Annotated in this window: 9 protein-coding genes and 4 tRNA genes; 1 reads left to right on the plus strand and 12 read right to left on the minus strand. The window is 43.5% G+C overall.

From position 1 onward, the window contains the following. Positions 1-593: 593 nt before the first annotated feature. From SE27_RS11690 to secA, 8 genes are all read right to left on the minus strand, one after another. Positions 594-670: transfer RNA gene (locus tag SE27_RS11690), tRNA-Pro, on the minus strand. Positions 671-673: 3 nt separating this feature from the next. After that, positions 674-749, minus strand: a tRNA-His gene (locus SE27_RS11695). Between the two features lie 39 nt (positions 750-788). Continuing rightward, positions 789-865 (minus strand) — tRNA-Arg (locus SE27_RS11700). 46 nt (positions 866-911) lie between these two features. Further along, positions 912-988: transfer RNA gene (locus tag SE27_RS11705), tRNA-Pro, on the minus strand. A 149-nt stretch (positions 989-1,137) separates the two neighbouring features. Beyond that, positions 1,138-2,205, minus strand: a complete 1,068-nt coding sequence (gene nadA, locus SE27_RS11710) for a quinolinate synthase NadA (protein ID WP_039623597.1) — start codon at positions 2,203-2,205, stop codon at positions 1,138-1,140. Positions 2,206-2,352: 147 nt separating this feature from the next. Beyond that, complete coding sequence (gene argJ / locus SE27_RS11715) at positions 2,353-3,573, minus strand: bifunctional glutamate N-acetyltransferase/amino-acid acetyltransferase ArgJ (RefSeq protein ID WP_039623598.1); 1,221 nt, start codon at positions 3,571-3,573, stop codon at positions 2,353-2,355. A gap of 158 nt (positions 3,574-3,731) precedes the next feature. After that, positions 3,732-4,091, minus strand: a complete 360-nt coding sequence (locus SE27_RS11720; protein WP_039623599.1) for a hypothetical protein — start codon at positions 4,089-4,091, stop codon at positions 3,732-3,734. Positions 4,092-4,269: 178 nt separating this feature from the next. Beyond that, the gene (gene secA / locus SE27_RS11725; protein ID WP_039623600.1) at positions 4,270-6,990 is read right to left on the minus strand and encodes a preprotein translocase subunit SecA; all 2,721 of its coding nucleotides are present in this window, start codon (positions 6,988-6,990) and stop codon (positions 4,270-4,272) included. 338 nt (positions 6,991-7,328) lie between these two features. On the opposite strand from secA, the gene SE27_RS11730 reads away from it, so the two are divergent. Continuing rightward, on the plus strand, positions 7,329-7,970 hold the full coding sequence (locus tag SE27_RS11730) for a peroxiredoxin (RefSeq protein WP_039623601.1): 642 nt from the start codon (positions 7,329-7,331) through the stop codon (positions 7,968-7,970). 302 nt (positions 7,971-8,272) lie between these two features. Here the strand turns inward: SE27_RS11730 and SE27_RS11735 are convergent, their stop codons facing one another. From SE27_RS11735 to trpA, 4 genes are read right to left on the minus strand one after another with little or no spacing between them, the layout of a single operon-like run. Then, positions 8,273-9,367, minus strand: a complete 1,095-nt coding sequence (locus SE27_RS11735) for an SPOR domain-containing protein (protein ID WP_039623602.1) — start codon at positions 9,365-9,367, stop codon at positions 8,273-8,275. Then, on the minus strand, positions 9,358-10,641 hold the full coding sequence (gene folC, locus SE27_RS11740; protein ID WP_039623603.1) for a bifunctional tetrahydrofolate synthase/dihydrofolate synthase: 1,284 nt from the start codon (positions 10,639-10,641) through the stop codon (positions 9,358-9,360). Before folC ends, SE27_RS11735 begins: the two co-directional genes overlap by 10 nt. Continuing rightward, positions 10,638-11,534, minus strand: a complete 897-nt coding sequence (gene accD / locus SE27_RS11745) for an acetyl-CoA carboxylase, carboxyltransferase subunit beta (protein ID WP_039623604.1) — start codon at positions 11,532-11,534, stop codon at positions 10,638-10,640. Before accD ends, folC begins: the two co-directional genes overlap by 4 nt. Next, complete coding sequence (gene trpA, locus SE27_RS11750) at positions 11,531-12,334, minus strand: tryptophan synthase subunit alpha (protein WP_039623605.1); 804 nt, start codon at positions 12,332-12,334, stop codon at positions 11,531-11,533. Before trpA ends, accD begins: the two co-directional genes overlap by 4 nt. Between the last annotated feature and the right edge of the window lie 145 nt (positions 12,335-12,479).

Here is a 12,479-nt window from a genome sequence, read left to right on the forward strand (position 1 = left end):
ACATTATAGGTGAAAAAAATTACCATGCAACCCCTAATTCACCCTTATTTTGTCGACTGCTTATTTATTCCGCAAAATAGCCGCTTTTTATTACTTTTTACACGCAAATGGCACTTGATTCATCAATTCACTGCGCATCTTCTCTGCTTTGTCTTGTTCTTGCCACAACAAAGCACGGCAATCGCTGTATTCAATGTAGCCATTTTGACTTAAATATCTTATATCTAATTTTTCACTTATAGGCGTTACTAAGAAAGCTGGCAGTTCTTTAAAAAAAGATCACCACCAAACAGCAAATAAGTATTAGAAGATTTTCAACAACAACCTGCGATATAAAAGCAAGACCACAAGAGATTTATCAAAGTATCTAACCAGACAATAGCGCACTCTCACTTAATTTGAGATACAGAGCCACTAAAAGCTCAAGCGCCTCATTAAGTAGCCAATTAAATAAGAAATTTAACAATGAAGAAAGAAGGGATACTTACAGGCAAGGCGCAAAATTTAACTGGCTTAAAGCACAAGAATTTTTATAAATTTCAGACATAAAAAAACCGCATTTAAGCGGATTATTTATGTCATCTTTAAGATGATGGTCGGAGCAGTAGGATTCGAACCTACGACCCCCTGGTCCCAAACCAGGTGCGCTACCAAGCTGCGCCATGCTCCGAATTGGGGTGAATGAAGGGGCTCGAACCCTCGACAACCGGAATCACAATCCGGGGCTCTACCAACTGAGCTACATCCACCATTACAACATTTTCAGATTCTAAACATCAAGCTACATATGGTGCGCCTGACAGGATTCGAACCTGTGACCATCCGCTTAGAAGGCGGATGCTCTATCCTACTGAGCTACAGGCGCATGACCTATGATATCGAAACATCATTGAATCTTTGCCTTGAAGAATTGGTCGGAGCAGTAGGATTCGAACCTACGACCCCCTGGTCCCAAACCAGGTGCGCTACCAAGCTGCGCCATGCTCCGATTCATCTCAGCTTGTACTGCAGTTCATGCGGTACGGTGTGCATTCTAGGCGTGACGATTAATAACGTCAACACCTATCTGCAAAAAAAACCAAAAAATCACTCTAGATGTATATTTATCAAGCATCTCAGCTATTTTTTATACAAATATTAGCGTTTTAAATTGGCGCTAAAGTTTAACATGCGATCTAAGGGCAATTTAGCCCGTTGTGCAAGCGCTGGATCGACGTGTATTTCTTGATCAGCTTTTTCTAAAACTGCCAAAATTCCATCTAATTCATTCATCGCCATCCACGGACAATGCGCACAAGAGCGACACGTGGCGCCTTCACCTGCTGTAGGTGCTTCGATTAGAATTTTATCGGGTACGGCTTGTTGCATTTTATAAAAAATGCCACGATCGGTTGCTACAATCAGATGTGTATTCGGCAAAGTTTGTGCCGCTTTAATCAATTGTGAGGTACTTCCTACTGCATCGGCGACATCGATGACTGATTCTGGTGACTCTGGATGCACCAATACCGCAGCATCGGGGTAGATGGCTTTCATATTGGTAATGCCACGTGCACGGAATTCTTCATGCACAATACAGGCACCATCCCACAACAACATATCTGCACCGGTTTTCTTTTGAATATAACGACCTAAGTGCTGATCTGGCGCCCAAATGATTTTCTCACCCAAACTGTCTAGATGCTCAATAATTTCAACGGCACAGCTTGACGTCACCACCCAATCTGCACGCGCTTTGACGGCTGCAGAGGTGTTGGCATAGACCACGACAGTATGATCGGGATGTGCATCACAAAATGCGGAGAACTCATCCACAGGACAACCTAAATCTAAAGAACAGGTCGCTTCTAAAGTAGGCATGAGTACGGTTTTTTCAGGAGAAAGAATTTTTGAGGTTTCGCCCATGAATTTCACACCTGCCACCACCAAGGTGGAAGCTGGATGATCTCGACCAAAACGTGCCATCTCTAAAGAGTCAGATACACAACCACCTGAGAGTTCAGCCAACTCTTGCACTTCAGGATCACAATAGTAGTGCGCGACAAGCACCGCATCACGCTTTTTGAGCGCTGCAAGAATTTGGCTAAATTTTTCTTGTTTGGCCTGATCACTCAAATGAATGTGTTTAGATTCGCCTAAGCCATCTAAATGCGCCTGTACAATCGATTTAGCCTCATTGGCAATTAAATTGGTCGCACTATTCATAAAAACATCTTCTCTATTGTTTATGCCCGTTACATCGGCCGCCATACATGTTACGCATCGTTCAAAATGGCAATATGCTTTTTGAAGCCATCCTTTAAAACATTACCTTATAAAAAAGCCTCACAACGGAGGCTTTTTTTCTTTTACTTAAGAGCGGTAGTCTGCATTGATCTTGACATAGTCATAAGACAGATCACAAGTATAGACTGTGTCTTTGGCCTCTCCGCGGCCTAAATCCACACGAATGGTCATTTCCGCTTGTGACATGACACGTGCACCAGCTTCTTCTGTATAGTCCTCGGCTGCACCACCATCTTTACAGATTTGCACATCATCTAACCAAACTTGAATTTTTTCAACATCTAAATTTTTCAAGCCGGCATAACCAATGGCAGCTAGAATACGCCCCCAGTTGGGATCAGAAGCAAAAATAGCGGTTTTAACCAAAGGTGAATGGGCAATGCTATATGCAATATCGCAACATTCTTGCGTGTCTGCCCCACCCTCGACCGTAATGGTAATAAATTTGGTTGCACCCTCACCATCACGCACAATCAGTTGGGCCAAACGCTTCATGATACGCGTTAAGACTTCTAAAACAGTGTGATAGCGTAGATCCTCTGTTGAGCTGATTTGCTTGCCACCCCCTTGACCTGTAGCAATAAAAATACAGGAATCATTGGTCGAGGTATCGCCATCAATGGTAATGCGATTAAACGAGACATTCACCGCTGTGGTTAAAAGCTGTTGTACCAATTCACGGCTGATTGGTGCATCGGTGGCCACATAGCTCAGCATGGTCGCCATATTCGGACGAATCATACCGGCACCTTTCGAAATTCCGGTGATGTTATAAGTGATACCGTCTAGCTGGAACTGCTCAGATGCACCTTTTGGTAAGGTATCTGTGGTCATAATGCCGATGGCTGCGTCCAACCAAGCATCTTCTTTTAATGAGTCGAGTGCGGGTTGTAAACCATTCAGCAAACGCTCTATTGGTAATTGCTCACCAATTACACCAGTAGAAAAAGGCAACACTTGGCTTGAGGCCACATCGCTCAGCTGCGCCAATTGGGCACAAGTGGCTTCAGCATTGGCCATGCCGATTTTTCCTGTACCAGCATTGGCATTGCCGGTATTAATCACCAAATAACGTGGATTATCTATTTTAAGATGTGCTTTACAGACATGCACAGGTGCAGCGCAGAAAGCATTCTGAGTAAATACCCCTGCGGCATTAGAGCCTTCTGCAAATTCAAAAATGACCAGATCGCGTCGGTTCTGATAGCGTACATAGGCCTCTGCTGAGCCAATTTTCACACCTTTCACCACATGCATTTGTGGCATTGTTACGTCGCCCACCGCCATCTTTAAACTTCCCAATCAGGTCTTAATAAAAATACAGCTTAGTAGAAATTTAGTTAAAAATCGAGCCTCTGCCGGTGTTTGTATGGTTTTTTATAAAATCCAGATTTAAACGCATAAAAAAACCAGTCCGCAGACTGGTTTTAACAGTAAACGAGCTTTTAGTTAGAGGCCGATTGCGCTGACACTGACAACAATACTTGCTTGGCTTTTTCTTGGCTTGCTGCTGACAATGCCGGATTAACCGCAGTAATACGATTGACGTTTGCGGCATTGGCCGCAGTCACAGCTGCGGTTTGTAATACGATAGGACGTTGGTTTGGATTGGCAAACGTATAACGAATGCCGGTACGTGGACTCATTACCGTAACGTTTTCATCTTGCACGCTGGCCGGTGCAGTGGTTGCGCCAACAGCAGCTTGAACTTTCGCGACAGTAGTCGTTTGCGGTGCATTATTTGCAAAAGCCAAAGCAGGAACGGCTAAAGCTGCGATCAGCAAGGGTTGTAATAGTTTTTTCATTATATTTCCACTTGTTCAAAATTCGATATGCAACTAAATAGCATTTAATGACGCGAGCTGCAAACATATTCATATAGCGTAAAACTAAATGATTCATTTCACTAGAATTAAAAAACTACCTTAATGAGATTGGGCTAAAAATATTAGCACCAAACCATTAAAGTGGTTATACAGTGGCTTAGATTTTACCGTGACACTGTTTATATTTTAAACCTGAACCACATGGGCAAGGCGCATTGCGACTGGCCGGTGGAATTACATTATTTTCATCAACTGGCGTAAATGGCGCGTCAGCTTCTTCAGTGACATCACCGGTCAACCCATCCATTTCGGCATGCGACAAGTTAAGTTGCATTGAATCTGCTTGCGCTTGTTGCTGAGCTTCCATTTCTGCAAGTTCTTCAGCAGTTGGCACATGTACCCGTGATAAATCAGTAATCACATCGGATTTAATGACTGCAAGCATGCTCACAAACAAGTTAAAGGCTTCTTTTTTATACTCTTGCTCGGGATTTTTCTGCGCATAACCGCGCAAATGAATCCCTTGACGCAAGTAATCCATTGCAGCCAAATGATCTTTCCAGTGACGATCTAAAGCACTGAGCATAAAGTGACGTTCCAGCATCGCTGCAGATTCATCCCCCATTTGCTCACGACGCTCACGATAGCGCGTCACAATTTCATCTGAAATACGTGCCACCAAAGCTTCTTCATCTAAACGACGATCTTGCTCTAACCACTGCTTAATCGGCAGGTTGATACCCAAATCATCGGTTAAGGCACGCTCTAAACCATCAATATCCCATTGATCATGAATCGATTCTGGCGGAATATAAGTTCCAATAACGCCTTTCATCACTTCATGATGCATTTCTTCGATATATTCTTGTAAGGTACTTTCAGTCAGTACTTCATCACGTTGAGAATAAATAATCTTACGTTGTTCGTTATTCACGTCATCGTATTTCAATAGATTCTTACGAATATCAAAGTTACGTGCTTCTACTTTACGCTGGGCATTTTCAATTGAACGCGACACCATTTTGTGTTCAATCGCTTCATCTTCTTGTAAACCCATGGCACGCATCATTCCCACGACACGGTCGCCGGCAAAAATACGCATCAAGTCATCTTCAAGCGACAAGTAAAAACGTGAAACCCCTGGATCGCCTTGACGACCTGCACGGCCACGCAGCTGATTATCAATTCGGCGTGATTCATGACGCTCTGAACCAATAATATGCAAACCACCCGAACTGAGCACCATGTCGTGATGTTGTTCCCACTCTGCTTTTAAGCGTTCTTCATCTGCAACAGTATGGTTTTCAATTTTGGCCAGTTTGGCTTTCCAGTTCCCCCCGAGCAAAATATCCGTACCACGACCAGCCATGTTGGTGGCGATGGTTACCGCATTCGGTGAACCAGCTTGCGCAATAATGTCCGCTTCACGCTCATGTTGTTTAGCATTCAACACTTCATGGATAATACCGGCTTCTTTTAATTTATCCGATAAAATCTCTGAAGCATCAATGGTGGCCGTACCAATTAAGATAGGCGCAACACCGGCTTCATGAATATTTTTAATTTCTTGAATAATGGCGTCGTATTTACCATTGCGATTTAAATAAATTAAATCGTTCATGTCATTTCGAACCATCGGACGATGGGTCGGAATTAACACCACATCCAGTCCATAAATTTCTTTCATCTCGGCGGCTTCAGTATCGGCAGTACCGGTCATGCCCGAAAGTTTTTTATATAAACGGAAATAGTTTTGGAAGGTGGTGGTGGCCAATGTTTGGTTTTCTGGCTGAATCTCTAGACCTTCTTTGGCTTCAACGGCCTGATGTAAGCCTTCTGACCAACGACGACCCGGCATAGTACGACCAGTATTTTCATCGACAATAATCACTTCGCCATCACTGATAATGTATTGCACATTCCGTTGATATAAAAAGTGGGCACGAATTGCCGCCGACACATGGTGTACCAAGTTCAGATTTGCCGCAGAATATAGGCTTTCCCCTTCAGCAAGCAGACCCATGCGAATCAATTCATCTTCCACTGTTTCATAACCAATTTCGGTCATTTCAACAGAACGCTGCTTTTCATCAATCCAAAAATGACCGCCATCTGCGACTTTTTCTTCTTTTTGTGGTTTCAGCTGTGGTGGAATACTGTTGATTGCAGCGTACAGCTGCGAAGAATCATCACTTTGACCTGAAATGATCAACGGGGTACGTGCTTCATCAATTAAGATGGAGTCGACTTCATCGATAATGGTATAGCTGAGTCCGCGTTGTTTTTTATCGCCCAGCGAGAACACCATGTTGTCGCGCAGATAATCAAAACCAAACTCATTGTTGGTACCATAGGTCACATCAGCACGATAGGCTTCAGCTTTTTCTGTCGGATTTTGCATGGAATAAATAATCCCAATGCTTAAACCTAAGAATTCAAATAATGGGCGGTTCAGTTCAGCATCACGTTGCGCCAAGTAGTCATTGACCGTAATCACATGCACACTTTCGCCACTGAGCGCATTCAGATAACAGGCCAAGGTGCCCATTAAAGTTTTACCCTCACCGGTACGCATTTCTGCAACTTTGCCTTCATGCAGGGTAATCCCCCCAATCAGCTGCACATCATAATGACGCATCCCCATAATACGTTTTGCCGCTTCACGACACACCGCAAATGCTTCTGGTAATAATTTATCCAGACTTTCGCCTTTGTTATAGCGTTGTTTGAATTCTTCCGTTTTTGCAGATAAGTCTGCATCGTTTAGTGCAGATATCGTCGGCTCGAGCGCATTAATCTTATCTACGATTTTACGCATACGTTTGAGTTCGCGCTCATTTTTGGTACCGAAGATGCCTCCGATCAGACTTGCCAACATGAATAGACTCTCTAAATCTTGCTTATCGAATGAATAAATTTTTTCTCAGTCGTTATTATGGTGCTAGAAATTTGAAGTACAAGGGTTTTGCACAAAACCAATCAAAAAATTCTGTCCACTTGTTCTAGCACGTGACAGCCAAGGAAAAACAATGTAACAAATTTTAAACAGTCAATATAGTCATAAAATCCGACATTTATCCGGATATTACAAATCAAAGCGGCTGCTATATTCTATTCGACCATAAACAAATACAAAAATGCTATTTCCTTTGCAAAAGAATTTGAGCCATATTGTGCTTTATAACTTTCAATAACAACTGCGTTGAGGCGATAACAATGACATTACGTTTAGGCGATACTGCACCCAATTTTGAACAAGATTCAAGTGAAGGCACCATCAATTTTTATGATTATTTAGGTGACAGTTGGGGGATTTTATTCTCTCACCCCGCAGACTATACGCCAGTCTGTACCACAGAACTGGGGTTTACGGCCAAATTAAAAGATGAGTTTAGCAAACGCAATGTTAAAGCAATTGCCTTGTCGGTGGATGATGCAGAATCACATCAAGGCTGGATTAAGGATATCAATGAGACGCAAAACACCACGGTCAACTTCCCGATTTTAGCCGACAAAGACCGTAAGGTTTCAACCCTATATGACTTTATTCATCCCAATGCCAGTGAAACCTTAACAGTACGCTCATTGGTGATTATTGATCCCAACAAAAAAGTGCGTTTAATCATTACCTATCCGGCTTCAACCGGTCGTAACTTCCATGAAGTGTTACGTGTGGTGGACTCTTTACAGTTGACGGATAAGCATAAAGTCGCCACGCCTGCCAACTGGCAACAAGGTGAAGATGTGGTTATCGTGCCCTCTCTACAAGATGAAGCTGAGATTAAACAACGTTTTCCTAAAGGCTACACCACAGTGAAACCGTATTTACGCTTAACGCCACAACCTGAACAAGACTAAATATTCAACTACTCTTAATTAAAAAAGCCCATCATTGATGGGCTTTTTTAATGTACTTTTCATATAAAATTTGCGTAATTAAATCTCTCATGATTTTTATCAGGTAATCAATCTTACAGGTTAATAGAGCGAACTTTATTAAATGAACAGTCTTTGACTCATTCCAAAATGATGCATTTAATTACTCTGCAGCACAATCAAGCACACACCGACTTCAATGCGCTAAATTGATAGCAACCGAAATTTTTTGTAAAAAAAATGGACTTAATCCGAGGATTAAATCCATTTTTCACTCAACCGGTTTAGCGTCGCTCAAGTGGAACCCACTCAATGACCCAAGCCGACTTCATATTTAAGCTTTCATCACCGTTAATCTTCTTACGTGCAGCATCTGCCGTCTCTCTGTTTTTAGACGGGCCAACCATAATTCGCACGCCTTTAGAGGTGGGGCTTTTGGTGACTTTATAGCCCTTAGCACGTAACTGTGCAGCGACTGCATCAGCATTGGCTTCATTGGCTGCCAAGGCCACTTGCACCATCCACTGTTTATCGCCATTTTCCAGCAAATCACGGGCTTTTTCAGCTTCGGCCTTTTTCTCAGCGTCTGCTTCACGCTTGGCTTGCAGTTTTTTCTGTTCTGCCAGCTTTTTCTCCGCCTCTTGCTTTTGATCGGCCTTTAGTTTTGCGGCAGTCTCATCTTTGGCTTTTTGTTCAGCCAATTTTTTTTCTGCCAGTTTACGTTCCGCTATTTTTTGCTCCGCCAGCTTATTCTCAGCAGCTTTTTGTTCTGCTAATTTTTGCGCGGCTGCTTTATTTTCAGCTGTTTTTAGTTCAGCTTGTTTCTTTTCGGCATCAATTTGACGTTGATTTTCAGCTAATTTTTTATTCGCATCAGTTTGCTGCTGTTGCACCTTTTGCTGTTGTAACTTTTTTTCCGCAATCACCTTATCCGCAGCCAAACGTTTTTGCTTAACTGCATCATCTTCAATCAATTCAGGCGGAATATTATCTGAGCTTTGCTGCGCTTCAAGACGATGCGCATTTAAGGCCGCATATTCTTCTGCGGCTTTACGCGCAGCATCCGCTTCAGCTTGCTGCTGTGTGACCAAAAACTCTGCCGCTCGGGCTTCTTGCTCAGCCACGGCTTTTTCACGGCCACGGCGCTGCTCTTCAAGTAAGCGTTTTTCCGTTTCAACATCTACCGTTAACGGTTGCAGTTGAACCATCTCACCCTCACCCGTAGGTCTTTTCGGCTCAACCTGTGCGCTACGTTCTGGTGCTTTTTGTTCGTTTTGATAGATTTCGTCTTTGCCTTTTAACAGTAAAGCCGCCAATAAAACGCCACCACCTAATAAAACAACGCCACCCATCCACCGTTGTTTGCTATTCATTGACATTGTTGCAAATACTCCCATACCGCTTCTAAGGTATGAAATGAACCACATACCAAGATCAGCTGATTATTTTTTGTTTCATTCAGGGCTGATTTAAAAGCCAACTGCACAGTTTCAAAGTGCTGTACGGTTTCTGCCTGTAAGGCATCCTCCAACTGGCGCATGGTTGCTGCACGTGGTACGTTTAAAGGCGCGATTTTCCATGTTAAAACAGTCGATTTCATCAATTCCACCACGGAATTGATGTCTTTATCTTGCAACATAGAAAATACACACAGCACTTCTGTGTACTGTTTATTGTATTCTAAAAATTTTCGCAACTGCTTTAACAAAAATTCAACGCCATGCGGATTATGACCGGCATCAAAAATTACGGTTTTGGCTTGAATTTGACGAATTTCAAAACGTCCTTGCAGCCGCGCCTGCGCAATGCCCTGTTGTAGCGCTGCCTGCGTTACCTTTAAGCCACTAACCAAAATTGCAGCAACGGCTGTGGCTAAGTTTTCTACGGCAAGTGAACCTAGCGGTAATGTTAAGGTGGTGCCGGGACTGGCAAACAACCAACTTTGCCCATCATCGCTATATTGATAAAAATAATCACGATCAGCGACATACAGTCTAGCCTGACATGCCTCGACTTTATCTTGGATGGCCTGAGGCAAAGACTGAGTTGAGCCAAAAACCACGGGAATGTTCGGACGAATAATACCTGCTTTTTCAAAAGCAATTTTTTCAATACTGTCGCCTAGCCAATCGGTATGATCAAGCCCAATATTGGTGATCACGGCGACATCGGGCGATATGACATTCACCACATCTAAGCGACCACCGAGTCCCACTTCAAGCACCCAAACATCACATTTTTGAGCCTTAAAAATCACAAAAGCCGCCAATGTGGTGGCCTCAAAGAAAGAGAGGCTTAAATCACATGCGCGACGTGCTTGATCGACTTCAACAAAAGCATCCACCAAGCTTTGATCATCCACTTCAATACCGGACAATTTAACCCGTTCATTAAAGCGGTAAATATGCGGCGATTGATATAGTCCCACTTGATAGCCTTGTGCATTTAAAATGGCTGCCAAAGTGGTGCTGGTTGAACCTTTACCATTGGTGCCTGCCACGGTCAATATGGTGGCCTGTGGCCGCATAACACCGAGTTTTTGCGCCACGGGAATCACCCGTTCTAGGCCTAAATCAATACCCGTGACGTGAACATGGCTCCAATAATCGAGCCATGTGTTTAAACAGTCTGTTGCAAGTGGTGCTGTGTTCAAGGCAAATTCATCAGTTTCGCGACAATACGATATACAGTATCACGTAATGCGTGACGATGAACAATTTGATCGATTACCCCATGATCAAGCAAATACTCAGCACGTTGGAACGGTTCTTCCAATTTTTCACGCACTGTTTGCTCAATGACACGTTTACCGGCAAAGCCAATCATGGCTTTAGGTTCAGCAATATGTACATCACCCAACATTGCCAATGAAGCAGTTACGCCGCCATAAACAGGATGAGTCAGTACCACGACATATGGTAAACCGGCTTCTTTCATACGCTGAATAGCAGCAGCAGTGCGTGCCATTTGCATCAACGACAACATGCCTTCTTGCATACGCGCACCACCAGATGCTGCAAAACAAATTAAAGGTTGTTTGTCTTTGATGGCCTGTTCAGCCGCTTGTACAAAACGGTCACCCACAACCGTACCCATTGAACCGCCCATAAAGTCGAATTCAAAGGCACACGTCATCACCGGCATGCCTTTAAGCACACCTTGCATGACCACCAAAGCTTCGGTTTCACCGGTTTTCTTCTGTGCTTCAGCCATGCGCGCTGGATAAGGTTTGCTGTCAACGAACTTTAATGGATCTTTTGCGACAAATTCTTGACCCAGCTCAATTTTCACTTGATCGAGAAACCAATTTAATCGATCACGGGCTTTCATGCGCAAATGTTCATCGCATTGCGGACAAACATACGCATTAAATGACATCGCGGTACGTGTCACTAAAGCGTGACATTCAGGACACTCAATGGTCGGTTCTGTAAAAGTGGCTTTGAGTGCAGTTTGCTCATCGGGGGCGTGAATACCCGGAACATGACGTTCCGTCCACGGCGTCGCTGGGCTTAGAATTTGGCCTAATTTGACTTCTTGATTCATACTAACTCATCGAGCGCAGCTCGAAGCTCCTTGACTGTATTAACCGTTTCAAGCACGGCTTGCTCTGGTGCTAGATTTGCAAATTGTTTAACAAAGGCACTGCCGACAATGACCGCATCTGCGGCTTGACCCATTGCTTTTGCAGAGGCAGCATCACTAATTCCAAATCCCACACCGACCGGAATGTCAGTCACAGCTTTAATTTTCTGGATACGGGCCGCAGCTTCAGCAACATCTAAAGTTGCCGCACCCGTAACGCCTTTCAAGGACACATAATAGATAAAGCCACGGGCTTGCTTCGCCACATGTTGAATACGTTCATCCGTTGAAGTCGGTGCCAGTAAGAAAATTTGATCCATATCGAATTTCTTCAATACGGTATCGAAATCTGCGGCTTCTTCTGGCGGTAAATCGACCAAAAGAATGCCATCCACACCGCACTCATTGGCATATGAGACAAATTTTTCATAGCCAATCACTTCAACCGGATTTAAGTAACCCATTAAAACCACCGGTGTACGGGTGTCTTTTTGGCGAAACTCTTTGATCATATTCAATGCATCTAAGGTACTGGTGCCACCTTTTAACGCACGTTCTGCTGCAAGCGCAATGACTGGACCATCTGCCATTGGATCTGAAAATGGTAGTCCCAGTTCAATGACATCTACTCCTGCCTCAACCATTTGATGTAACAATGGAACAGTTACTTGTGGCTGAGGATCACCCGCCATCACATAAGAAACTAACGCTTTACGCTGTTGAGATTTAAGCTGTCCAAAACGAGTGGCTAAACGTGACATAAGAGTATGCTTTCCTTGAATTATTTAGAAACTGAGCAGTTGGCTTTGTAGAAATACAAGACAACGCATTGTAACGCTATTTTTTACCCATTGAATAGGGTCAAAAAAGCTCACACGACTCTCGACTGACAATCTCATTTTTTCA

The sequence above is a fragment of the Acinetobacter harbinensis genome, from assembly GCF_000816495.1.
In the GTDB taxonomy this organism is placed as follows: domain Bacteria; phylum Pseudomonadota; class Gammaproteobacteria; order Pseudomonadales; family Moraxellaceae; genus Acinetobacter; species Acinetobacter harbinensis.

Bases quoted from the DNA above. Each gene is read 5' to 3' on its own strand.
- nadA (WP_039623597.1), bottom strand. From the start codon at position 2,205: ATGAATAGTGCGACCAATTTAATTGCCAATGAGGCTAAATCGATTGTA.
- argJ (WP_039623598.1), bottom strand. From the start codon at position 3,573: ATGGCGGTGGGCGACGTAACAATGCCACAAATGCATGTGGTGAAAGGT.
- SE27_RS11720 (WP_039623599.1), bottom strand. From the start codon at position 4,091: ATGAAAAAACTATTACAACCCTTGCTGATCGCAGCTTTAGCCGTTCCT.
- secA (WP_039623600.1), bottom strand. From the start codon at position 6,990: ATGTTGGCAAGTCTGATCGGAGGCATCTTCGGTACCAAAAATGAGCGC.
- SE27_RS11730 (WP_039623601.1), top strand. From the start codon at position 7,329: ATGACATTACGTTTAGGCGATACTGCACCCAATTTTGAACAAGATTCA.
- SE27_RS11735 (WP_039623602.1), bottom strand. From the start codon at position 9,367: ATGTCAATGAATAGCAAACAACGGTGGATGGGTGGCGTTGTTTTATTA.
- accD (WP_039623604.1), bottom strand. From the start codon at position 11,534: ATGAATCAAGAAGTCAAATTAGGCCAAATTCTAAGCCCAGCGACGCCG.
- trpA (WP_039623605.1), bottom strand. From the start codon at position 12,334: ATGTCACGTTTAGCCACTCGTTTTGGACAGCTTAAATCTCAACAGCGT.